This window comes from Bradyrhizobium sp. (genome assembly GCF_049581145.1).
Lineage (GTDB): Bacteria > Pseudomonadota > Alphaproteobacteria > Rhizobiales > Xanthobacteraceae > Bradyrhizobium.
The window spans coordinates 1-21,625 of record NZ_JBAURI010001156.1; the positions used below are offsets into that span (position 1 = coordinate 1).

The 21,625-nt window shown below is 63.2% G+C and carries 22 protein-coding genes and 1 pseudogene; 9 read left to right on the forward strand and 14 right to left on the reverse strand.

All coding sequences use genetic code 11. The features are described 5' to 3' along the window. Window positions 1-139: 139 nt before the first annotated feature. The 9 genes from WCB02_RS36815 to WCB02_RS36855 form a co-directional block, all read right to left on the reverse strand. Window positions 140-751, reverse strand: a complete 612-nt coding sequence (locus WCB02_RS36815) for a hypothetical protein (RefSeq protein WP_423966665.1) — start codon at window positions 749-751, stop codon at window positions 140-142. 158 nt (window positions 752-909) lie between these two features. Then, window positions 910-2,529 (reverse strand): peptide chain release factor 3, encoded by a 1,620-nt coding sequence (locus WCB02_RS36820; RefSeq protein WP_423966667.1) that lies wholly within the window; start codon window positions 2,527-2,529, stop codon window positions 910-912. A 131-nt stretch (window positions 2,530-2,660) separates the two neighbouring features. After that, window positions 2,661-3,668, reverse strand: coding sequence for an anion permease (locus WCB02_RS36825; RefSeq protein WP_423966669.1), 1,008 nt, complete (start codon window positions 3,666-3,668; stop codon window positions 2,661-2,663). 4 nt (window positions 3,669-3,672) lie between these two features. Further along, entirely contained in the window at window positions 3,673-4,317 is a 645-nt protein-coding gene (locus WCB02_RS36830) for a DUF47 domain-containing protein (protein ID WP_423966672.1), read from the reverse strand. A gap of 263 nt (window positions 4,318-4,580) precedes the next feature. Then, a complete protein-coding gene (locus WCB02_RS36835) occupies window positions 4,581-5,549 on the reverse strand; it encodes a branched-chain amino acid ABC transporter permease (RefSeq protein ID WP_423966674.1) in 969 nt (322 codons plus the stop codon). Between the two features lies 1 nt (window position 5,550). Further along, window positions 5,551-6,414 (reverse strand): branched-chain amino acid ABC transporter permease, encoded by an 864-nt coding sequence (locus tag WCB02_RS36840; RefSeq protein WP_423966676.1) that lies wholly within the window; start codon window positions 6,412-6,414, stop codon window positions 5,551-5,553. A 67-nt stretch (window positions 6,415-6,481) separates the two neighbouring features. Beyond that, window positions 6,482-7,705 carry an ABC transporter substrate-binding protein gene (locus WCB02_RS36845; protein ID WP_423966678.1) on the reverse strand — a complete coding sequence of 408 codons (1,224 nt, stop codon included), beginning with the start codon at window positions 7,703-7,705 and terminating at the stop codon, window positions 6,482-6,484. Window positions 7,706-7,741: 36 nt separating this feature from the next. Beyond that, a complete protein-coding gene (locus WCB02_RS36850; protein ID WP_423966713.1) occupies window positions 7,742-8,479 on the reverse strand; it encodes an ABC transporter ATP-binding protein in 738 nt (245 codons plus the stop codon). Window positions 8,480-8,486: 7 nt separating this feature from the next. After that, on the reverse strand, window positions 8,487-9,242 hold the full coding sequence (locus WCB02_RS36855) for an ABC transporter ATP-binding protein (protein WP_423966681.1): 756 nt from the start codon (window positions 9,240-9,242) through the stop codon (window positions 8,487-8,489). 357 nt (window positions 9,243-9,599) lie between these two features. Between WCB02_RS36855 and WCB02_RS36860 the strand changes: the two genes are divergently transcribed. Further along, window positions 9,600-10,202, forward strand: coding sequence for a PAS domain-containing protein (locus WCB02_RS36860; RefSeq protein ID WP_423966684.1), 603 nt, complete (start codon window positions 9,600-9,602; stop codon window positions 10,200-10,202). 106 nt (window positions 10,203-10,308) lie between these two features. On the opposite strand, the gene WCB02_RS36865 is transcribed toward WCB02_RS36860, so the two are convergent. Together WCB02_RS36865 and WCB02_RS36870 are read right to left on the reverse strand one after the other, a co-directional pair. Continuing rightward, on the reverse strand, window positions 10,309-11,307 hold the full coding sequence (locus WCB02_RS36865; protein ID WP_423966686.1) for an oxygenase MpaB family protein: 999 nt from the start codon (window positions 11,305-11,307) through the stop codon (window positions 10,309-10,311). 32 nt (window positions 11,308-11,339) lie between these two features. Next, window positions 11,340-12,404 (reverse strand): carbon-nitrogen hydrolase family protein, encoded by a 1,065-nt coding sequence (locus WCB02_RS36870; protein WP_423966688.1) that lies wholly within the window; start codon window positions 12,402-12,404, stop codon window positions 11,340-11,342. Between the two features lie 163 nt (window positions 12,405-12,567). On the opposite strand from WCB02_RS36870, the gene WCB02_RS36875 reads away from it, so the two are divergent. The 3 genes from WCB02_RS36875 (at window position 12,568) to WCB02_RS36885 (ending at window position 15,567) form a co-directional block, all read left to right on the forward strand. Then, window positions 12,568-13,554 carry a LysR family transcriptional regulator gene (locus WCB02_RS36875; protein ID WP_423966690.1) on the forward strand — a complete coding sequence of 329 codons (987 nt, stop codon included), beginning with the start codon at window positions 12,568-12,570 and terminating at the stop codon, window positions 13,552-13,554. A 123-nt stretch (window positions 13,555-13,677) separates the two neighbouring features. Then, window positions 13,678-13,971: a DUF485 domain-containing protein gene (locus WCB02_RS36880; protein WP_423966692.1), complete on the forward strand. Its 294-nt coding sequence runs from the start codon at window positions 13,678-13,680 to the stop codon at window positions 13,969-13,971. A 12-nt stretch (window positions 13,972-13,983) separates the two neighbouring features. Continuing rightward, the gene (locus WCB02_RS36885) at window positions 13,984-15,567 is read left to right on the forward strand and encodes a solute symporter family protein (RefSeq protein WP_423966695.1); all 1,584 of its coding nucleotides are present in this window, start codon (window positions 13,984-13,986) and stop codon (window positions 15,565-15,567) included. Between the two features lie 72 nt (window positions 15,568-15,639). On the opposite strand, the gene WCB02_RS36890 is transcribed toward WCB02_RS36885, so the two are convergent. After that, on the reverse strand, window positions 15,640-15,996 hold the full coding sequence (locus tag WCB02_RS36890) for an ArsC family reductase (RefSeq protein ID WP_423966697.1): 357 nt from the start codon (window positions 15,994-15,996) through the stop codon (window positions 15,640-15,642). 665 nt (window positions 15,997-16,661) lie between these two features. Here WCB02_RS36890 and WCB02_RS36895 point away from each other — a divergent pair. The 4 genes from WCB02_RS36895 (at window position 16,662) to WCB02_RS36910 (ending at window position 19,444) form a co-directional block, all read left to right on the forward strand. Beyond that, window positions 16,662-17,105 (forward strand): MarR family winged helix-turn-helix transcriptional regulator, encoded by a 444-nt coding sequence (locus tag WCB02_RS36895; RefSeq protein ID WP_423966700.1) that lies wholly within the window; start codon window positions 16,662-16,664, stop codon window positions 17,103-17,105. 61 nt (window positions 17,106-17,166) lie between these two features. Beyond that, window positions 17,167-17,736: an isochorismatase family protein gene (locus WCB02_RS36900; RefSeq protein ID WP_423966702.1), complete on the forward strand. Its 570-nt coding sequence runs from the start codon at window positions 17,167-17,169 to the stop codon at window positions 17,734-17,736. Continuing rightward, window positions 17,733-18,119 carry a hypothetical protein gene (locus WCB02_RS36905; protein WP_423966704.1) on the forward strand — a complete coding sequence of 129 codons (387 nt, stop codon included), beginning with the start codon at window positions 17,733-17,735 and terminating at the stop codon, window positions 18,117-18,119. Before WCB02_RS36900 ends, WCB02_RS36905 begins: the two co-directional genes overlap by 4 nt. Further along, window positions 18,116-19,444 carry an MFS transporter gene (locus WCB02_RS36910; RefSeq protein WP_423966706.1) on the forward strand — a complete coding sequence of 443 codons (1,329 nt, stop codon included), beginning with the start codon at window positions 18,116-18,118 and terminating at the stop codon, window positions 19,442-19,444. The genes WCB02_RS36905 and WCB02_RS36910 overlap by 4 nt, the downstream gene beginning before the upstream one ends. A gap of 43 nt (window positions 19,445-19,487) precedes the next feature. On the opposite strand, the gene WCB02_RS36915 is transcribed toward WCB02_RS36910, so the two are convergent. Beyond that, window positions 19,488-20,165, reverse strand: a complete 678-nt coding sequence (locus WCB02_RS36915; protein ID WP_423966708.1) for a GNAT family N-acetyltransferase — start codon at window positions 20,163-20,165, stop codon at window positions 19,488-19,490. 976 nt (window positions 20,166-21,141) lie between these two features. Beyond that, window positions 21,142-21,270, reverse strand: a complete 129-nt coding sequence (locus WCB02_RS36920; protein ID WP_423966711.1) for a hypothetical protein — start codon at window positions 21,268-21,270, stop codon at window positions 21,142-21,144. Window positions 21,271-21,367: 97 nt separating this feature from the next. On the opposite strand from WCB02_RS36920, the pseudogene WCB02_RS36925 reads away from it, so the two are divergent. Continuing rightward, window positions 21,368-21,625, forward strand: a pseudogene (locus WCB02_RS36925) (helix-turn-helix domain-containing protein); the annotation flags it as partial.

Genomic DNA, 21,625 nt, shown 5'->3' on the forward strand with positions numbered 1-21,625 from the left:
TCGTCCGGCGGACAAGTGACTCATTCGAAGGGTGATGGATTGCCGGCCATAGGGGAGCGGAAGCGACACCGTCCTTTGGCCGGCTATGCCCGGAAATGATGGCCTGGGTTTCGAGCGCGCCCCGAAATGACGGCAAGCATCACTGCTTGTCCGACGACGCCTTCCCGAGGTCACGATTGTCGACATAGCGGATCGCGATCGGTCGGCCCGCCAGCGCGCCGCCGAGCCCGTCCGTGAACTTCATGGGAATGCAGGCGTCGAGCGAGCTGTTGATGGCCTTGAGGTAGGTCTCGCGGGTATCGGCCGGTACGCCGGAAGTGGCGAAGGTCAGGCGCGGATGCCCGATCATCTCGCCGGATCTCTTGAAGCTGAAGCGCACCGACATCTGCATGCCCTGGCGCGCGATATCGGGCGGCGGCGGCGACCAGCAGGAGCGCAGTTCCGCAAACAGGTCGCCGATGGTGTCGAGATCGTGGCCGGGCTTCTGGTATTTGGGCTCGTCATCCTTCGCCGGCACGGTCTGGATCGTCAGCTGCAGGTTCTCGCCATAGGGATAATCGATCTCGGGAATGCACGGCCCGCGCTGCAGCGGGCTGCAATAATAAGGCGTGCACGGCCCTCTATCCAGCACGCTGCAGGGCGAATGCGAGAATGGAACGGGATTGATCGGCCGGTGCCTGGCGTGCGCCGATCCAGCCACCGCGACCGCCGCGATGACGACAGCGAGACCAATAACGATGCGCCGCAACATGCACCAACCTCGAAGGCAACACGGTAAAACTGATGCACGAGCCGGCCGGCTGCAAGACCGCGGCTCTTCACATCCGCGCGTGTGAAATCAGATCGCGAATGGTGGGCAACGCTTCGCTTTTGCCCACCCTGCGTCTCGCTTAATGGCAGCGCGCCGCCTCACACCTTCTTCTTGACGTCCTTGACGCTGGCGAAGGTGATGCCCTCGGCGCGCTCCTTGGTGTAGCCGAGATAGAACTCGTTCTTGGCCAGAAACACCGGGTCGCCGTCGACGTCGTCGGCGACGCCGGAGCCATTGGCGGAGATGAAGGCGTCCAGCTTCTTCCTGTCGTCGGACGAAATCCAGCGCGCGAGCTGAAACTCGGAGACATCGAATTCGACCGGCAGCGAATATTCCGCATCGAGCCGCGCCTTCAGGACGTCGAGCTGCAGCGGACCGACCACGCCGACCAGTGCCGGCGCGCCGTCGCGCGGACGGAACACCTGCACGACGCCCTCCTCCGACATCTGCTGCAGGGCCTCTTTCAATTTCTTTGCCTTCATTGCGTCCGTCAGCCGGACCCGGCGGACGATTTCCGGGGCGAAGCTCGGCACGCCGACAAACGTCAAGTCCTCGCCTTCGGTCAGGGTATCGCCGATGCGCAGAGAACCGTGATTGGGAATACCGACGACGTCCCCGGCAAAGGCCTCATCCGCGACCGAGCGGTCCTGCGCAAAGAAGAATTGCGGGCTCGACAGCGGCATGGTCTTGCCGGTGCGCACCAGTTTCGCCTTCATGCCGCGACTAAGCTTGCCCGAGCAAAGCCTTGCAAAGGCGATACGGTCGCGGTGGTTCGGATCCATATTGGCCTGGATCTTGAAGACGAACGCACTCATGCGCGGCTCGGCCGCCTCGACCTTGCGCAGATCGGACTCCTGCGCGCGCGGCGGCGGCGCGAACTGCCCAAGGCCCTCCAGGAGATCGCCGACGCCGAAATTGCGCAGCGCGCTGCCGAAATAGACCGGCGTCAGATGGCCCTCGCGAAACGCCGCAAGTTCGAACGGCTTGCAGGCCTCGGTCACCAGCGCCAGCTCGTCCTTGATCTCGCCGACATCGAGATTGGCGTTGACGCGCCCGAGTTCGGCGATGTCGATCTGCTGCGCCGCGCCGGTCTTGGCGCCGCCGCCCTCGAGCAGGCGCACCCCGCCGCTCCTGACGTCGTAGGTGCCGAGAAAATCGCGGCCGCGGCCGACCGGCCAGGTCATCGGCGTAGTGTCGAGCGCCAGCGTCTTCTCGATCTCGTCCAGAAGATCGAAGGTGTCGCGGCTTTCGCGGTCCATCTTGTTGATGAAGGTGATGATGGGAATGTCGCGGAGCCGGCAGACCTCGAACAGCTTTCGCGTGCGCGCCTCGATGCCCTTGGCGGCGTCGATCACCATCACCGCGGAGTCGACCGCGGTCAGCGTGCGATAGGTGTCTTCCGAAAAGTCCTCGTGGCCCGGCGTGTCCAAAAGGTTGAAGACGAGGCCCTCGAATTCGAAAGTCATCACCGAGGTGACCACCGAGATGCCGCGCTCGCGCTCGATCTTCATCCAGTCGGAACGGGTATTGCGGCGCTCGCCCTTGGCCTTGACCTGGCCGGCAAGATTGATGGCGCCGCCGAACAGCAAGAGCTTTTCGGTCAGCGTGGTCTTGCCGGCGTCCGGGTGCGAGATGATCGCAAACGTGCGCCGGCGCGCCACTTCGGCTGCGAGTGGCGAACGGGACGACGAATCGACGGCAACGGCGAGATCGGACATAAGCTTCTAGGCTTGAGCTGCCAAGCTGGGGCTCGTGCGTTTGGCAGGGAAATCGTGCCGAATCAAGGGCGGCCCGCACGCCCCTTCATATAGGGGTGCGCGGCGCCAACGCCAATCCAGGGCATTGCCGCCTATCGCAGCAGCAACGCCACCGTCCAATAGGTCAGCGCGGCGACAAGGGCCGAGGCCGGTATGGTGATCACCCAGGCATAGACGATCGAACTCGCCACGTTCCAGCGCACGGCCGAGGCGCGGCGCGCCGCGCCGACCCCAACGATGGCGCCGGTGATGGTGTGTGTGGTCGAGACGGGAACGCCGAGCACTGTCGCCATGAACAGAGTCGCCGCGCCGCCCGTTTCCGCGCAGAATCCCTGCATCGGCGTCAGCTTGGTGATCCGCAGTCCCATGGTGCGGACGATCCGCCAGCCGCCCAACAGCGTGCCGAGCGCCATCGACGCCTGGCAGGACAGCACCACCCAGAACGGCACCGAAAACTGGGATCCGAGACGGCCCTGGGAATAAAGCAGCACGGCAATGATCCCCATGGTCTTCTGCGCGTCATTGCCGCCGTGACCGAGCGAATAGAGCGAAGCCGAGCCGAATTGCAGGATGCGAAAGGCGCGATCGACCGCGAACGGCGTCGAACGCGCCGCCAGCCAAGAGACGATGGCGACCAGCACCATCGCCAGCACCATTCCGACCAGCGGCGACAGCACGATGGCGAGCACCGTTTTCGACAACCCGCTCCACACCGCGGCGGAAATCCCGGTCTTCGCCATTCCGCCGCCGACGAGCCCCCCGATCAGCGCGTGGGAGCTGGATGACGGGATGCCCAATCCCCAGGTCACGAGGTTCCAAACGATGGCACCGATCAGGGCGGCGAAGATCACCTGGGTATCGATGATCGAGGGCTCGATGATCCCCGTGCCGATGGTCTGCGCGACGTGAAGCCCAAACACCATAAAAGCGACGAAATTGAAAAACGCCGCCCAGACCACCGCGTAATGCGGTCGCAAGACCCGGGTCGACACGATGGTGGCGATCGAATTTGCGGCGTCGTGCAACCCGTTGAGGAAATCGAACAGCAACGCGACGGCGATCAACCCCGTCAGGACCGGAAGACCGAGCGTCATGGTCACGATGCTACACCTGCTCGATCACGATCGAGTTGATCTCGTTGGCGACGTCGTCGAAGCGGTCCGCGACCTTCTCGAGGTGCTTGTAGATCTCGGCGCCGACGATGAAATCCATCGCGTTGGCATTACGGTGCTTGAGGAAGAGCTCCTTCAGCCCGATATCGTGCAGATCGTCCACGCGCCCTTCGAGCTTGGTCAGTTCCTCGGTGATGGCGGTCAGCATCCCGACGTTGTGGCCGATCGATTGCAAGAGCGGCAGCGCGCGGCCGACCAGTGTCGCGCATTCAACCAATAGCCCGCCTATTTCCCGCATCAGCGGTTCAAAACTGCGCACCTCGAACAGGATCACGGCCTTCGCGGTCTGCTGCATCTGATCGATTGCGTCGTCCATCGCCGTGATCAGGTTCTTGATGTCACCGCGGTCGAACGGCGTGATGAAGGTCCGGCGCACCGCCGTTAGGACCTCGCGGGTGATATTGTCAGCTTCGTTCTCGAACTGGTTGACCCGCTGGCAGAACACCGGCGTTTCATCCCCGCCCCGCAGCACGCCCTGCAGCGCAACCGCGCCCTGCGCGACCGTCTGGGCGTGACGGGCGAACAGCTCGAAAAACCGCTCCTCCTTGGGCAGAAGAGCGCGAAACCAATGCAGCATGGAAGGATCCACCGTTCTGAAGGACGGCCGCTTCTAGCGGCACGTCACAAAACTGTCATATACCGATTTGACGAGAAAAGTCCGGCAGACGGGGTCTCTGGAACCCCGCCATCCACCGCCTTGTCGGTGCTCCCGAACGCCCACGCGGCGCATCTTGGCGCATCGTCGATGCACCGGGCGGCAGGCTGGTGAGTGCGAGGCGAGGCTCTTTTGCATCCATGGGAGGATGCGCGCACTCTTCCGAGGCGGGACGCGAAGGTCGGCTACAGCGACCGCTTCAGAAGATGGGCAATCTCGCCGACGATGCCGCGGCGGAAGGTCAGCACGCAGAGCACGAAAATCGCGCCCTGGATCACCGTAACCCACTGGCCGAAACCGGCCAGATACTGCTGCATCGCGATGATGATGAAGGCGCCGACCACCGGGCCGAACACGGTGCCGAGGCCGCCGACCAGCGTCATCAAGACGATTTCACCGGACATGCTCCAGTGCACGTCGGTGAGTGATGCGTTCTGGGCGACGAACACCTTGAGCGAACCGGCAAAGCCCGCGAGCGTGCCGGACAGGATGTAGGCCATCAGCTTGTAATGATCGGTCTTGTAGCCCAGCGAGATCGCCCGCGGCTCGTTCTCCCGGATCGCTTTCAGGACCTCGCCGAACGGCGAGTTGATGGTGCGATAGATCAGCAGGAAGGCGCCGAGGAAGCCGACCAGCACGACATAATAAAGGGTCGTCGAATTGGCGAGATCGAAAATCCCGAACAGATGACCTTGCGGGATGCCCTGGATGCCGTCTTCGCCGTGGGTAAAGGGCACCTGCAAGTAGATGAAATACAAAAGCTGCGACAGTGCCAGCGTGATCATCGCAAAGTAGATGCCCTGGCGGCGGATGGCGATCAGGCCGGTGATCACGCCAAGCGCGCAAGCCGCGGCGACGCCCACCAGGATACCGAGCTCCGGCGGCAGGCCCCAGACCTTCAGCGCATGGGCGCTGCAATAGCCGGCCGTTCCCAAAAACATCGCGTGGCCGAACGACAACAGGCCGCCATAGCCGATCAGGAGATTGAACGCGCAGGCGAGCAGCGCGAAGCATAATGCCTGCATCACGAAGAACGGATAGATGCCGGTCCATGGCACGATCGCCAGCAGCACCGCCATGATGACGAACACGATCATCTCATCGCGCATCGCACGCGGCGTGATCGGCAGGGTTTCGTCGGTGATCGATGTCATGTCAGGCCGCCCGTCCCGTCAGTCCCGTCGGCTTTATCAGCAGCACCAGCACCATGAGCACGAATACCACGGTGTTGGAGGCCTCGGGATAAATGTATTTCGTCAATCCCTCGATCACGCCGAGCGCAAAGCCGGTGACGATCGAACCCATGATCGATCCCATGCCGCCGATCACCACGACCGCGAACACCACGATGATGAGATCGGCGCCCATCAGCGGCCGCACCTGGTTGATCGGGGCCGACAACACGCCGGCAAGCGCCGCAAGGCCGACGCCAAGACCATAGGTCAGCGTGATCATGCGCGGCACGTTGATGCCGAAGGCACGCACCAGCGTGGGGTTTTCTGTGGCGGCGCGCAGATAGGCGCCGAGCCGGGTCCGCTCGATCAGAAACCAGGTCGCAAAGCAGACCACGAGCGAGAAGATCACCACCCAGGCCCGATAGATCGGCAGAAACATGAAGCCGAGATTCATGCCGCCCCTGAGCTCATCGGGGATCGAGTAAGGCAGACCCGAAGAGCCGAAGTAATTCTGGAACACGCCCTGGATGATCAGCGCCAGGCCGAACGTCAGCAACAGCCCGTAGAGATGATCGAGGCCGGCCAGCCATTGCAGCATGGTCCGCTCCAGGATCATGCCGAAAATGCCGACGATGATGGGCGCGATGATCAGCGCCGGCCAATAGCCGAGGCCGGTGATGTTCAACAGGAAATAGGCGCAGAACGCGCCCATCATGTAGAGGGCGCCGTGGGCGAAATTGATGATGTTGAGCATGCCGAAGATCACGGCGAGCCCGAGACTGAGCAGCGCGTAGAACGAGCCGTTGATCAGTCCCACCAGCAGCTGGGCAAAAAGCGCTTGCATGTTCTCTCTCTCGGCGCGGGCATCTCGAACGGCGGTCCAGGGCGGAATGCCGCCGGACGCCAGCGGATCATTTCTTCAGCAGCGGACAGGTGCTCTTGTCGAGCGGCGTAAAGGCCTCGTCGGCGGGAATGGTGGCGACGAGCTTGTAGTAGTCCCAGGGCCCCTTGGATTCCGAGGGCTTCTTGACCTCGAACAGATAGGCCGGGTGAATGGTGCGGCCGTTCGGCTCGATGCTGCCCTTGCCGAACAGCGGATCGTCGGTCGGCAGCTCCTTCATCTTGGCGACCACCTTGGCGCCGTCATGCGGATTGCCGCCGAGCGCTTCCAGTGCCTTGAAGTAATGCAACAGGCTGGCATAGACCCCGGCATGAACCATGGTCGGCATGCCGTGGTTCTTCATACGCTCCTGGAAGCGCTTGGCGAAGGCGCGGCTGGCATCGTTCATGTCCCAGTAGAACGTTTCGGTGAAATTCAGGCCCTGCGCAGTGTTCAACCCGAGCGAGTTGACGTCGGTGATGAACAACAGCAGCGCGGCGAGCTTCTGGCCGCCGCCCGTGATGCCGAACTCGGCCGCCTGCTTGATCGAGTTGGTGGTATCGCCGCCGGCATTGGCGAGCCCGATGACCTTCGCCTTCGAGGCCTGCGCCTGCAGCAGGAAGGAGGAGAAATCCGAGGTGCTGATCGGCGCCTTGACGTCGCCGATCACCTTGCCGCCCGCCGCCTGCACGGCGGCCGTGGTGTCGCGCTCCAGCGCCGCGCCGAAGGCATAGTCGGCGGTCAGAAAGAACCAGCTGTCGCCGCCGCTCTTGGTCAGCGCCGAGCCGGTGCCGTGGGCCAGCGTGTAGGTGTCGTAGGTCCAATGAATGGTGTTCGGCGTGCACTGGGCATTAGTCAGGTCGGAGGTGCCGGCTCCGGAGTCGAGCAGGACGGCGTTCTTCTCCTTGACGATATTGGAGACCGCGAGCGCAACCCCGGAATTCGGCACGTCGACGATGACGTCGACCTTTTCGACGTCGAGCCACTGCCGCGCCACAGCCACGCCGACATCGGGCTTGTTGAGATGGTCGCCCGAGATGACGCTAATCGTCCAGCCTTTGTTGGTCAGGCCGGAATCCTCGACCGCCATTTGCGCGGCCAGGGTCGAGCCGGGGCCGCCGAGGTCGGCGTAAAGTCCGGACTGGTCGGACAGCGCGCCGATCTTCACGACCTTGTCGTCGGCGGACGCGGCGCCCGCGGCCATCAGTGTCAGCGCGGCGCCGAGCAGCAGGGACGCGATGGATTTTGGCTTCATGGCAATGGCCTTCACGTTGAATGCTTGTTGTCTGTTTCAGACGCCGAGATAGGTGTGCAGCTTGTCCATGTTGGCCTGCAGCTCCGAATTGGCGAAGCCATCGATGACCTTGCCGTGTTCGACGATGTAGTAGCGGTCGGCGACCGTCGAGGCAAAACGGAAATTCTGCTCCACCAGCAGGATCGTGAAGCCCTCCTTCTTCAGCCGGGCGATGGTGTGGCCGATCTGCTGAATGATGACGGGTGCGAGGCCCTCGGTCGGCTCGTCCAGCATCAGAAAGCTCGCCCCGGTGCGCAGGATGCGAGCGATCGCCAGCATCTGCTGTTCGCCGCCCGACAGCTTGGTGCCCTGGCTGTTCAGCCGCTCCTTCAGATTGGGAAACAGGTCGAAGATCTGGTCGAGCGACAGCCCGCCGGCGCGCACAACGGGCGGCAGCAGCAGGTTCTCGCGCACATCGAGGCTCGAGAAAATCCCTCGTTCCTCCGGGCAGAACGCGATGCCGAGCCGCGCGATCTTGTCGGACGAAGTGCGGATGATCTCGTGGTTGTTGAAACGGATAGAGCCAGTGCGCTTGCCGAGCATCCCCATGATCGACTTCAGCGTGGTGGTCTTGCCGGCGCCATTGCGTCCGAGCAGGGTGACCACCTCGCCCGCGTTCACGTCGAAATTCATGCCGTGAAGAATGTGGGATTCGCCGTACCAGGCCTGCAGATTCTGTACACTCAAGATCTGTCCCGCAGCGGCCGGGGATGGCGCGGACCGCGCGTCGGCCATTTGCAAATCAGGCATGACCGGCTCCCAGATAGGCTTCCTTGACGCGCTCGTCCTTGGAGAGCTCGGCATAATTGCCCTGCGCAAGCACCTGGCCGCGGGTCAGGACGGTGATGATGTCGGACAAATTGGCGACGACGTTCAGATTATGTTCGACCATCAGGATGGTATATTTGGCTGAAATGCGCTTGATCAGGGCCGCGATCTTGTCGATGTCCTCATGGCCCATGCCGGCCATCGGCTCGTCCAGCAGCATCATCTCCGGATCGAGCGCCAGCGTGGTTGCGATCTCGAGCGCGCGCTTGCGGCCGTAAGCCATCTCGACCGCCGGCGTATTGGCGAACTCGGTCAGCCCGACATCGTTAAGAAGCTCGAGCGCGCGGCCGTTGAAGCGGTTGAGTACCGATTTCGAGCGCCAGAAATCGAAGGAGTGACCGTGCTGGCGTTGCAGCGCGACCCGCACATTCTCGAGCGCGGTCAGATGGGGAAATACCGCCGAGATCTGGAAGGAGCGGACAAGGCCGAGCCGCGCCACGTCAGCCGGCGCGGAGGCGGTGATATCCTGCCCCTTATAGAGGATCTGCCCGGAGGACGGCCGCAAGAACTTGGTCAAGAGATTGAAGCACGTCGTCTTGCCGGCCCCGTTGGGACCGATCAATGCGTGAATGCTGCCACGGCGGACCTTCAGTGAAACATCACGAACGGCAAAGAATCCCGCGAATTCCTTGGTCAATCCGTGGGTTTCGAGAATGAACTCATCAGCCAAACAAATTTCCCCCTGCCTTGCGCGACACCTCCGCACACGGCTTTTTCTTGTCTCACCGGCAGGTCCCCAAAGGACGCCCGGGAAACCGTCCTGGATTGCCGCGTGCGGCGCGAATATGCCGGAGGCGGGCCCGGTTAGGCAAGGTGGAAAGCTCAAAAGCCTAGCCGGAAGCTCGCGGGATACCGCCGGCACGCGAGCCCGGGCAGGATCAGGAGGGCCAGTCGCCGGGGCTTCCAGCGAGTCGGTCGCAATCGTTAACGCTGTTCCGCGGACCGCCACGCCGTTCATGGAAAATTTTCCTCTTCGAGCGATATTTCGCGATATTCGCGGCTTTGCATTTGAGCTTCAGATTTCACCATGGATTTCGACAGCGCCACGCCATTCGTCGTCAAATCGATCAAGCAGCGCGACCTCCTGAACAGCTGGCTGCGACTCTATGCCCGCGAGCAGCGGATTCCTCCGATCGACGACTATCAGCCTGAACGGCTTGCCGAAGAGCTGGGCGACCTCGTCTATTACACGGTCGATGTCATGCAACGGCCTGTGCGCCTGACCATCGAGAGCGAGGGGACGCGAATGGCGGCGGCCTATGGCCACACCGGCAAGGGACGGCGGCTCGACGAGTATGTCGGCCCGAGGCTCGCGGCCATCGTGATGCCGGTCTATGACGAATGCGTACAGCGCGCGCTGCCGGTTTACACCGTCTCCGACATCGATGACATTTATGGACGAATCGTCGCATATGAGCGGCTGCTGTTGCCGTTCTCGGGGGGCGGCAGAGTCACGCATGTCATTGCGTCGCTGAAGACGATCAGCGAGGATGGCGGATTCGAGATCGACAACCTGATGCGAGGAAATGACACCTTGCCGACGCCGAAGCTTCGCGCGGTAATCGATCGCGATCTGTTCCATCGCATGCCGGGCCGCATTCCGCCCTGTGACGCGATCGAATTCAGCTAGGTAGATATTGCCGAGATTATGCTGCCAGCGGCTGCAGCAGCCCTGGCAAACTTGTCTATATGCACGCTTCGCAAGCCGCGGCACCTGCCCGTCCTCTCGCCGATTTTTATCCGGCGCGGCCTCGCTCGCGCCGCCTGGACATGTCCACCGCTCCCGCACGTGCCGGAACACCCATGCGGGGCTGACCGATCCAAAGCCGGTTGAGCCATCGCGTGGCGAGCGACGTTCGATTGTTGCCGCGAATGCGCGCCTGCGCCTCCTGATACGGGCCGACCGTGCGCAACCGCTCGGGCAGCGCGGGATAAATGCGCCGTATCCACGCCAGCGCGCGACCCGCACTGCGACTTTCCGCGTCTGTGAACGGCAGTTCGTAGCCGATCCGCAATCGCTCGGGCAAAATTTCGGCGGTCAGGGCCCGGTACCACAAAGGCGGCCGCAGGCGCCCGGCGGCGCCGGAGAAGATCTGCAGCGCGATATCGTGCGCCGCGGGACTGACGGTCAGGACATCGGAGTCCGTCATGGCCTGGGTATAGGCGATGAACGACCTCCAATCCGGCGCCAGGCTGTCCGGCGGAATACCGAACAGCGCCGCGAACAGCCGGGCCTCCGACCAATAGCGTTCGCGCGCATCGTCCGCGAGTGGAGGCAGCACCAGATCGTGGGCCAACAACGCCGACTCCACCAGCGTTGCGTGGACCCAGCGCAGCGCCGAGACCTCGTTGGCGAAGTAGGGCGAGCCGGCCGCGAACGAGCCGGCTGCCGTCGGCAGAACCCCTTCGACCACGGCGTGGCGCTGGTGAAGCCGGCGCGCCATCGCGAGCGCCTGATCGGACGTGCCGAAGACCATCGTGAACACGACATTGAACGTCCGATGGAAGCGCCCAAGCGGATCGGCAAAAACCCGCGACTGATCGGCGATCGCGGCGGCGACCCAAGGATGCGCCAATTGCAGCAGCAATGCGCGGCCGGCGCCGAGAAACACAGCGGCTTCCCGGTCGACCTGCCAGGTGATCGAGGCAGGGCCGAAGATGCCTTCGCGGTCGCCGGCGGCGCTGGCGCCAATGGCTGCGAGGCTTTTTTCGAGATCGTCTGCGGACACCAGCATGACGCCTGATATGGCAGCCCGCTCACCGGGAGTTAAGGTCGTGGGCGGCATTTCGACGAAGATTCATCGCCCCCCTGGCCCGCAGCCGCATCGGCGGGTCTCGGCGTCGGCTCTGCAGCAGGTGCATCGTCGTGAAACGTTGCCGGCGTCAGCCGGGTTCGATTGACCGAGAGGTCGAAAATATCGAACCTGTTGTAATAGCCGACCACGTCGTGAAACTGCTTCGGCTCGACGCATCGGTTGAGGTCGATCTCCGCGTAGGCGATGCCTTCGTCATCCTGCAGCACATCCGCCATCACCTCGCCGGTCGGATCGACGAAGAAGCTCGCCGCACGCGGCGTCTGATCGATCACCTCGGCGATTGCGGGATCGCGTCCGACCAAAACCTCGCGCATGGCCGCATCCATGTAGCCGGCGGTAACGATGCCGAATACCTTGGCCTCGAAGCAGTGCGCGCTGGCGCGGATGCGATTGGCGGCGACATTGTTGAAATTGCCGCCGCCGCTGGGCCGCCGTGTCGGCCACATCGGCGGCCAGCTCGAGACGTGCACCTGCTCACCCTGCGCCATCAGCGCATAGCGAGCCAATGGATTGGTGTTCTCGCCGCAGATCAGGCAGCCGATCCGGCCGAGCCTCGTGTCGGCCAATTTGAGACCGGCGCCGTCACCCGATGACCAGATCAGCTTTTCGTAGAATGTCGGCACCAGCTTGCGGTGATGAACGAGAACCTCGCCAGTCTCGCCGATCAAGAGGTTCGAATTCCACATACCGCCGGCGCTGACCGGCGAGCGCTCACTGATGCCTATCGAGACGGTGATGCCGAGCGCCCGCGCCTCCGCGCAGATCCGCGCGACTTCGGGGCCGTCCGCCAGCACCGATTGCTCGGCCATGCGGAAGAACAGGTCGTGATTGTCGATCGGCGCCCATAGCGCGGACCAGACCGGAAAGGCCGGCACGTAGGTTTCGGGGAACGCGATCAGCTCGGCACCGGCCCTCGCGGCCTCGCGCATGATTGCGACCGCCTTCTCCGTGGTCGCATGGCGATCGAGAAAGACGGGTGCAGCATGGACTGCGGCAGCCTTGAAGCGAGCAAGCATTGGGGCGTCCGCTCTCGGGTTTCCTGGGGGATTGCAGCGCTATCACTTTCATCCAGCCGACGCGCATAGGGATTGTCGCAAGGCGCGTTGCGGCGGATCGCATCCAGCGATCTGGAACAGGAATTGCAGCAATATCCCGCAGATCAATAGATGGAACGTCGTGATGTTTGACACCCTCAACTGGGACGATCTGCGGGTCTTCCTGCACGCTGCCCGCGCCGGCAATCTGAGCCAGACCGCCAAGCGGTTGCGCCTCGACCATTCCACGGTGAGCCGGCGCATTGCGCAGATGGAAGCTTCGCTCGGCGTCGCCGTATTCGAACGTCACCGCACCGGCCTCAAACTCAACGACACCGGCGAACGGCTGTTGCGCCATGCCGAGCGGATCGAGAGCGCGGTCATCGCCATCCGCGAGGAAGCCAGCGCCGGGGACACAGAGGAGCTGACGGGAACCGTGCGTCTTGCGACCATGGAAGGCATCGCCTCGCTCTATCTTGCAGAACGTTTCAGCCATCTGCGCCGGCTCGCGCCACGGCTGACCGTCGAACTCGTGACCTCGGCTCAGACGGTCTATGTCCACAAGCGCGAGGCCGATCTGTTCGTTTCCTTCTTCCGACCGCCGGGTCCGGGCCTGATCTCCGAACGGATCGGCAAGTTCCGGCTCGGCCTCTGCGCCAGCAAGAGCTATCTCGAGTGCCACGGTACACCCAGGAGCCTGCGCGAGCTGCAGGATCATTGGTTCGTGTCCTATATCGAGGACCTGATCCAGGTGGATTCGGTGCGTTGGCTCGCCGACATCATCGAACAGCCGCGCATTGCCTTTCATTCCAACAGCATGATCGCCCAGATGAATGCGGCGGCAGGCGGGCTCGGCATCGTGCTGCTGCCGAGCTTTGCCACCGCCGGCCGGCCAGACCTCGTTCCCGTTCTTCCGGGCCTTGCGACAACCACCCGCGAAGTCTGGCTCAACGTTCACGGCGACCTGCAATTTGCCCCGCGCATTCGCGCCGTCCGCAGCTTCCTGACCAACACCATGAAGCAGGATCCGGACATGCAGGTCGGCCTGCAGATGGGCTTGCAGCTCAGCTCGCAAGTCACCTCGGCAGACAGCGTGCCGGAGCTGCGCACGGCGGATTGCAAGAATCCGTAGTTCCTTTTGCGGCGGGCGCGGCGGAAGCTTGACGCGGCTGCCAATGCGCAAGCCAGCGGCGTGGCAGCAAATGCTACCTAACCCTTGGGCCGAAAACTTGTGGGCCGAAAACTTGGAGGCGATGTGAGCGCAAAGATCCCGGACCATGCCAATCCGGCGCCGCGTGGCGCCGCTCTGGCCAAGAAGCAGCGAGTGCTTGCGCTGGTCCTGAGCGCGGCGATGGTCGCAGTCTATTTCGGCTTCATGGGGTTGTTCGCGTTCGACAAGCCGCTGCTCGGGACCATGCTGGCGCCCGGCCTGTCGCTCGCTATCGTGCTTGGTCCGCTCGTCATCATCACCTCTTTCGTGCTTTGCCTGGTCTACGTGCTGTGGGCGAACCGTGTGTTCGACGCGCGCATTCGCGAACTCGGCCGTTAAGGGATGACGACGATGGGCAACAGCATCATTTCCATCGGCTTCTTCTTCGCCTTCATGGCGCTGACGCTGCTGATCACCTATTGGGCCGCGCGGCGCACCCGCACCACCGAACATTTCTTCGCCGCCGGCGGCGAAGTCACGCCCTGGCAGAATGGTTGGGCGCTGGCGGGGGATTTCCTCAGCGCCGGCGCGCTGCTCGGAATCGCCGGGATAGTCACCTCGAACGGTTTTGACGGGATGATCTACTCGATCGGATGGCTGGTGGGCTGGCCGATCATCCTGTTCCTGATCGTCGAGCCGTTGCGAAACGTCGGCCGCTTCACCTTTGCCGACGTCGTCGCCTACCGCCTCGGTCAACGGCCGGTGCGGCTTGCCGGCGCGATCGGAACGCTCGCCGTCATCCTGTTCTATCTGATCGCGCAGATGGTCGCGACGGGGTCGCTGATCAAGCTGTTGTTCGGCCTGCCCTACAACTGGTCGGTCGTGCTGGTGGGCAGCATGATGCTGATCTACGTGCTGTTCGGCGGCATGCTGGCGACCACCTGGGTGCAGGTCGTCAAGGCGGCGCTTCTGATGGCGGGCGGGGTGCTGCTCGCACTTTTGGTGCTGACGCATTTCGACATGAACCCGCTGAAACTGTTCGCGGCCGCTTCACAGAAATATGGGGTCAGGGTGCTTGAGCCGGGATCCAGGGTCGTATCGGGACAATGGGATGCGATTTCGCTCGGGCTCGGCCTGATGTTCGGCACCGCGGCGATGCCGCACATCCTGATGCGGGCTTACACCGTGAAGGATTCCAAGGCGGCGCGGCTGTCGATCCTCTACGCGACAGGCCTGATCGGGGTGTTCCATCTCATGGTCTTTATCATCGGCTTCGGCGCGATGGTGCTGGTCGGCTCCGAGACCGTGGCCAAAGCCGGCGGCGGCGGCAACATGGCCGCTCCACTGCTCGCCCTGGCTGTCGGCGGCAACGCATTCTTCGGCTTCATCTGCGCGGTGGCGTTCGCAACCATGCTTGCCGTCGTTGCAGGGTTGACGCTATCGGGTGTTGCCACCCTGTGTCACGACGTCTGGACCAACGTGGTCAGGAACGGCATTGCCTCCGAGACCGAACAGCTCAAGGTCGCGCGCGTCGCCACCATCGTCATTTCCGTGCTCGCCGTCATTCTCGGCATCGCGTTCGAGGGCCAGAATGTCGCGTTCATGGCTGGCCTCGCCTTCTCGATCGCCTGCGCGGCGAATTTCCCCTCGCTCGTGCTCGCCATTACCTGGCGCCGCTTCACGACCTCCGCCGCGGTCGCCAGCATCCTGGTGGGAACGGCGAGTTCCCTGGCCCTGATCTGTCTGTCGCCGACCATCCAGGTCGACGTGCTGGGCAAGCAGCTGTCGCAGATCGAGGGTGCCTGGTGGTTCGTGTCGCTGCGCAATCCCGCGATCATCTGTATGCCGTTGTCGTTCTGCGTGGCGATAGCTCTATCGCTGGTCACGAGGGAGACCAACGCCGATGCGACCTTCGAGGCGATGCAAGATCGCATGCTGTTCGGACCGCTTCAGGCCGCCGCGATGCCGCGCGAAGAAGCGAAGAGCGCGGCGTGATGCGGCCAGACGGAGGGCGTCATCGTCTCTCCGCCTCGCGCCCTCACGCCTCGATGTTTCAGCTCTCGGTTTTCACGTCTCGCTCTTCACTTCCGTGGCGTAGATGTCCGGCTTGAAGCCGACCAGGAGCTTGCCGCCGAGTTCGAGCACCGGCCGCTTGATCATCGAGGGCTGCGCCAGCATCAAGGCGAGGGCCTTCTTCTCATTGAGGCCCTCCTTGTCGGCGTCGGGCAATTTGCGGAATGTCATGCCGGCGCGGTTGAGCAATATCTCCCAGCCGAGTTGATCACTCCATTGCTGCAGCTTGTCCTTGGCGATGCCCCCCGCCTTGTAGTCATGGAAATCGTAGGCCACGCCATGGCTGTCGAGCCAGGCGCGCGCCTTCTTGATGGTGTCGCAGTTCTTGATGCCGTAAATGGTCGGGGTCATTGCTGAATGCCTGCGCTATCTCGCTACGGCCGCAGTCATCTCATCCGCCGCGGCGACGATCAAGAGCGGCACGGACGGTATCGACAGATACCGCCCTGGCGGGTGGCGCGCAGCGTTGGCTCTCTGCGATTTCAAGAATGGGGCGCTGCCATCGGAACGCACGACGCTTGCGGGCGGTCAAGCCGGTCGCCGACGTGCTGTCGTCAGGTCGCGTGGCGCAGACCCGAGTCTTCGTTGAGGATGCCTTGTTCGCCCTCAATCGATCAGGATGGTGAGCGCGTTCAGGCTCATTGACGACCTCCCTATTCGACTATTGAGGAGATCGACCGAAAAAAATCGGCCAGGATTCAAAAGAAATCCGCGGAAAAATCGGCTTTGTTGCGTTGACGCTATCGGACGAAATTCGCCTCGCAACGACAATATCCTGGTCAACTTCATTCTACTTTTGATTGTGGCAACGGCCAATACCGAAAAAGGGCTCTCGGCATACGGGTGCCGTGCCAAAGCGCGGCGAGTTGCCGCCCCATTTCACCGGCCCTGTAACCCCGTCACTCAATCGCAGCCGGAATCTCGTTGCCCGTCAAAAACGTCATGCTCGCCGATTTACACAGGATAACTGGCAAGATCAACTTGCAAGTTTATCTGTTGATATGTAAACTGCCATCATGAATGACACTCTTGGCGGGCTCGGCCCCGCGGAAACGGCAGTGACCGAGCTTTCGCTGGCGATCGGGCAGTTGGTTCGCCGGCTGCGCCTGGAAGCAAACCCGGGCGAGCTGTCCTGGTCGCAGATTGCAACGCTGGCCCGGATCGAAAAGACGGGGGCGATGACGACGGCCGAGCTTGCACGCTCCGAGTTCGTCAAGCCGCAATCGATGGGAACCACCCTTGCCGATCTCGAACAGGCAGGATTGGTGCGGCGGCGGCCTCATCCGACCGACGGCCGGCAGGTGCTGTTCGAGCTCACCCCCGACGGCGTCGAGGCGAGACGTCAGCGGCATGTCGCCAAGCGGCAATGGTTGCTGGCTGCCATGGAGCAGTTCGATCCGGCCGAACAGCAAACCCTGATCGCCGCAGCCTCGCTGATCAAGAGGTTGGCCGAGTCATGAACGTCGCGCGTGTTCACGTTACACCGGCGCTACCCGACGCCGACAACAGAAAGCCGGCTCCGTGACCATCACTCTGATCGACCAGACCCCTGCCCTCATCGTGATCGATCTGCAAAAAGGCATCGTCTCGCGTCCGGCCGCGCATCCCATCGGCGAGGTGGTGAAGCATGCGAGTGCGCTCGCCGATCACTTTCGCCAGCGCGATCTGCCCGTCGTCCTCGTCAATGTCGATGCGGGCGCGCCCGGTCGAACCGAACAGCCGCCGAGGGTCGCCGCGTTTCCTTCCGGATGGACCGAACTCGTCCCCGAACTGAACCAACAGTCACAGGACCACCTGGTCACCAAGCATACCTGGGGCGCCTTCACCAACACCGACCTGGAAGCGCATCTGAAGGAGCGCGGCGTCACCCAGGTCGTGATTGCCGGGGTCGCCACCAGCGCCGGTGTCGAGTCGACCGCGCGTCACGCCCACGAACTCGGCTTCAACGTCGTGCTCGCCATCGATGCCATGACCGACACGAATCCGGATGCCCACGATAACAGCGTCAGGCGCATCTTCCCGCGGCTGGGCGAAACCGGCACCACCGGCGAAATCATCGATCTGCTCGCAAACAGGAGCGCCCGACCATGAATTGGCTTCACGACACCTGGCTTCACGACACCTGGCTTCACGACACCTGGCTTCACGATTTGGCCTATCTGTTCGGCGGAGCGTTTCTCGCCAACGCCGTTCCGCATTTCGTCAGCGGCGTGATGGGGCGTCCATTTCAAAGTCCGTTCGCGACGCCGCCCGGCCAGGGCCTGTCATCGTCGACGGTCAACGTGCTGTGGGGTTTTTTCAACCTTGTGGTCGGCTACCTCCTGATCTGTCGGGTCGGCGACTTCGATCTGCGTTCCACCGAACATGTGGTCGCCTGCGGGCTGGGCATTCTGCTGCTGGCGCTGCCGATGGCCCGCAGATTCGGACGCTTCAACGGCGGCAATCCGCCTTTCGACAAGACGGAGGCGCGGTGAAAGGCACCTTTCGTTCGCTGAACGGCTTCAACTACCGGGTCTGGGCCTGCGGCGCGCTCATATCCAATGTGGGCACATGGATGCAGCGTATCGCCCAGGGCTGGCTGGTGCTCACGCAGCTGACCCACAACAATGCGGCCGCCATGGGCCTGGTCATGGCGCTGCAATTCGGTCCGCATCTGCTACTGCTGCCGCTGACCGGCTTTGCCGCCGATCATCTCGACCGGCGCAGGCTGCTGCTCGGCACGCAGGCCGCGATGGGGGCGCTCGCCTTCGGGCTTGGTCTCCTCACCATCAGCGGATTGATCCAGTTGTGGCAGGTGTATGTCTTTGCGTTCCTGCTCGGCTGCGTCACGGCATTCGATTCGCCGGCGCGGCAAACCTTTGTCGGCGAACTGGTCGGCGAAGCCGACCTGGCGAACGCGGTTGCGCTCAATTCCACCTCCTTCAACGCCGCGCGGATGATCGGTCCTGCGATTGCCGGCACCCTGATCGCCTCCGTCGGTTCGGGCTGGGTGTTCCTGATCAACGCCGCCTCCTTTGTCGCCGTGCTCGGTTCGCTGGCGCTGCTGCGCACAGACGAACTTCACACCCAGGCGCGCGCATTCCGGACGCGGGGCAGCTTGGTCGAAGGTTTTCGTTATGTCTGGCACCGTCCCGACCTGACAGCCATTGCGGTGATGCTGTTTTTGATCGGCACCTTCGGACTGAACTTCCAGATCTTCATTTCGACCATGTCCGTCGACGTCTTTCATGGCGGAGCCAGCCAATACGGCGTCCTGACATCGATCATGGCGATCGGCACGGTCGCCGGCGCGCTGCTCGCTGCCGGACGGGAAAAACCCCGCTTCATGCTGTTGGTGGTCGGCGCCGCCATCTTCGGGCTCGGCTGCACCCTCGCTGCGCTGGCTCCCGGTGCCTGGCTGTTCGGCCTGGCGCTCGTCATCATCGGCGTGTCGGCTCTGACGTTCTCGAATTCGACCAACAGCCTGATGCAATTGGGCACGGAGCCCGTGATGCGCGGACGCGTGATGGCGATCCGCCTCGCCATCGCGCTCGGCTGCACGCCGCTTGGCGCGCCGATCGTCGGCTGGGTGGCCGACAGATTCGGCCCGCGCTGGGCGCTTGGCCTCGGCGCCGCCTCAGGCTTTGCCGCCGCGATCGTCGGCATCCGCTATCTCAGGACACACCGTCACCTTCGCCTGCGCATCGGCGCGGGGCGGCTTCGTTTCAGCGCGGATGACGACCCGGTAAGCCCTGTTGGGTCGAGTCACGGAAAGGCTGTCGCTTCAGGCTCGCTGCAGGCCGGCCAGATCGGAGAATGAGGCCCTTGATCGTCAGCCATGTCCGGCGACCGGAGCGTGACGGCTAGGACTTCAACTGCAACGCGGTCACGTAGAGGCGGCGGCGGATCTCCATGCCTTGCCGCCGGTAGAGCGCGATCGCCGAGCTATTGCTGGAAAAGACGTGCAGGAATGGAATCGCGCCGCGCGCCACAATCTGGCGGCCAACCGCGCCGAGCAGGTGCTGCGCGTAGCCGCGGCCGCGGTAGTCCAGATGCACGCAGACCGCCGTGATCTCGGTATAATTGGCCGGTCTCATGCGCTCGCCCGCCATCGCGACCAGGCGGCCGTCGATCCTGATCCCGAGAAACGTTCCCAATTCATGCGTTCGTGCGCTGAAGGGTCCGGGCCTGGTCAATTCGGTCAGCGCCATCATGGCCGGAACGTCGGCCGCGCCGAGCGTGACGGACTCGATCCCGGGAAGCGCCGTCTCGGCAGGCGTGCCGAGCATCTGCTCAACGGTCTCGGCAAGCACGACTTTGAACGCATCGGGAGCGGTCACGATATCAGGCGTGAACAAGGCGGCGATGTCGGATGGCGACATCAGCGCGCCCAGCGCGGCGAAATGCTCCAGTGACATTTCCGACATCGCGGCAAACGGCGCAATCGCGGGCGGATAGCGCCGCGCCAGCACGCCGCCTTCGGCCAAAGCGTGTTGGCGCGTCGTCAGGGCGGTCCAGATGGGATGATCAAGCGGATGCATTGGAACACGAATGGGAAAGGGCTCTACATATGGGGTCTCGACACGGGGTAAGCCGCGCATCCCGATTGCTGGCGAAAACGGCAGATCATTGTTGTCGTTGGCAAACTCGGGCTCTCGCTTGGTGTCTACACAATCTGAATCGCCGTTGCAATTTTGACGCGCAGTTTGCTTTCGTAACCGCCGGGCAATTCCGGCCATTATCTCGGGGAAAGTGACATGTTCAACGTCAGTTATGTTGAACGCTCCACGCAGGACTTCATCATCAGCAGCAACGATGACAGCCCGTGGGGACGCAGCCTGCGCCGTTTCGGCTGCAGTCAGCCCTGCGCAAGGCCGACAACAAGCGGCAATTTGCGCCGGACTCACCGGCATGCCGCGGGACTTACCAGGATGCGGCGCAGTCCGCTCATGCGGCAGGCTGTGACGCGGCCGACGGTCAGAGTTCGGCTCGCGCCGCGCGACCGAGCGAGGACTAGCTCGTCTGGATCGTGCGCCGGCTGTTAGCGAAACGCCGCGAACTCAACCCAATCCGGCTTCTTGCCGACCGGATAGGATTTGAGGTGTGTGAGCGTGCCGGTCACGCCAATCAATCGCGTAAATGCTCATGGCGTCCGACAATTCGCCGAGCGCAGCGGCGCCCGCCAGCCGCAGTCTCGCAAATCGGAGATCAACCTCATCCAGGGCGCCAAATGGAAAGCGCTCATCAGCACGTACATCGGAACCATTCCACTCAACGGCCACGGACCTGCCGCTGCAGCGCAAAGCAGATCGGGCGGTCCGCCAAGACCATGCGTGACCAGCGCCATAATGGCGAAGGTTGGCGCGGCCGCAAGCGACAGCCAATCGGCCGCACCAACGGCGACCACGCGGCCGTCTCCGACAGGGACATCCGCGGTTTCAAGCTTCCTCATCTCGTCACGGCTTGTTTGGCAAGATCGAACCACGAGCACATCGCTCGTCGTAACCATCTGTTCCGTCATCGGTCTTCACTCGCTTCGCTGTCCGTCGCGTCGGACGGGCCGACCGCAAGCACCGTCACCATGGCCCCGGCCCACTCGACCATGGCCGCGAGAAACGTTGGGGAAAGCATCGTCCAGTCGACCATGAGCGTGGCCCCTTGCCGTGAATCACTGGCCTGTCGTCATGTGATAGATTAGGACCGGACATCGAACGGCGAGAGTGACAAGTGTGGCGGGATTCGCATGGACTCGCTGATCACGGCGGCGGCGCGCGCGCTCGCGGCGGGTGACCCCATCGGCGCGTTGAAATGGGTCGCCCTGCGTGACGATGCGCCTGCGCTTGCGCTGCGCGGCATCGCGATGGCGCGGCTCGGCGACTTCGTTCGCGCCAAGGCTCTGTTGCAACGGGCGGCGCGCGCCTTCGGTCCGAGAGAGGCCGTGGCCCGCGCCAGGTGCGTGGTCGCCGAGGCCGAGATCGCGCTGGTCTCCCGGGACCTGGGC

Bases quoted from the DNA above. Each gene is read 5' to 3' on its own strand.
- WCB02_RS36815 (WP_423966665.1), bottom strand. From the start codon at position 751: ATGTTGCGGCGCATCGTTATTGGTCTCGCTGTCGTCATCGCGGCGGTC.
- WCB02_RS36820 (WP_423966667.1), bottom strand. From the start codon at position 2,529: ATGTCCGATCTCGCCGTTGCCGTCGATTCGTCGTCCCGTTCGCCACTC.
- WCB02_RS36830 (WP_423966672.1), bottom strand. From the start codon at position 4,317: ATGCTGCATTGGTTTCGCGCTCTTCTGCCCAAGGAGGAGCGGTTTTTC.
- WCB02_RS36835 (WP_423966674.1), bottom strand. From the start codon at position 5,549: ATGACATCGATCACCGACGAAACCCTGCCGATCACGCCGCGTGCGATG.
- WCB02_RS36840 (WP_423966676.1), bottom strand. From the start codon at position 6,414: ATGCAAGCGCTTTTTGCCCAGCTGCTGGTGGGACTGATCAACGGCTCG.
- WCB02_RS36845 (WP_423966678.1), bottom strand. From the start codon at position 7,705: ATGAAGCCAAAATCCATCGCGTCCCTGCTGCTCGGCGCCGCGCTGACA.
- WCB02_RS36850 (WP_423966713.1), bottom strand. From the start codon at position 8,479: ATGGCCGACGCGCGGTCCGCGCCATCCCCGGCCGCTGCGGGACAGATC.
- WCB02_RS36860 (WP_423966684.1), top strand. From the start codon at position 9,600: ATGGATTTCGACAGCGCCACGCCATTCGTCGTCAAATCGATCAAGCAG.
- WCB02_RS36865 (WP_423966686.1), bottom strand. From the start codon at position 11,307: ATGCTGGTGTCCGCAGACGATCTCGAAAAAAGCCTCGCAGCCATTGGC.
- WCB02_RS36870 (WP_423966688.1), bottom strand. From the start codon at position 12,404: ATGCTTGCTCGCTTCAAGGCTGCCGCAGTCCATGCTGCACCCGTCTTT.
- WCB02_RS36875 (WP_423966690.1), top strand. From the start codon at position 12,568: ATGTTTGACACCCTCAACTGGGACGATCTGCGGGTCTTCCTGCACGCT.
- WCB02_RS36885 (WP_423966695.1), top strand. From the start codon at position 13,984: ATGGGCAACAGCATCATTTCCATCGGCTTCTTCTTCGCCTTCATGGCG.
- WCB02_RS36890 (WP_423966697.1), bottom strand. From the start codon at position 15,996: ATGACCCCGACCATTTACGGCATCAAGAACTGCGACACCATCAAGAAG.
- WCB02_RS36895 (WP_423966700.1), top strand. From the start codon at position 16,662: ATGAATGACACTCTTGGCGGGCTCGGCCCCGCGGAAACGGCAGTGACC.
- WCB02_RS36905 (WP_423966704.1), top strand. From the start codon at position 17,733: ATGAATTGGCTTCACGACACCTGGCTTCACGACACCTGGCTTCACGAC.
- WCB02_RS36915 (WP_423966708.1), bottom strand. From the start codon at position 20,165: ATGCATCCGCTTGATCATCCCATCTGGACCGCCCTGACGACGCGCCAA.
- WCB02_RS36920 (WP_423966711.1), bottom strand. From the start codon at position 21,270: ATGGTCGACTGGACGATGCTTTCCCCAACGTTTCTCGCGGCCATGGTC.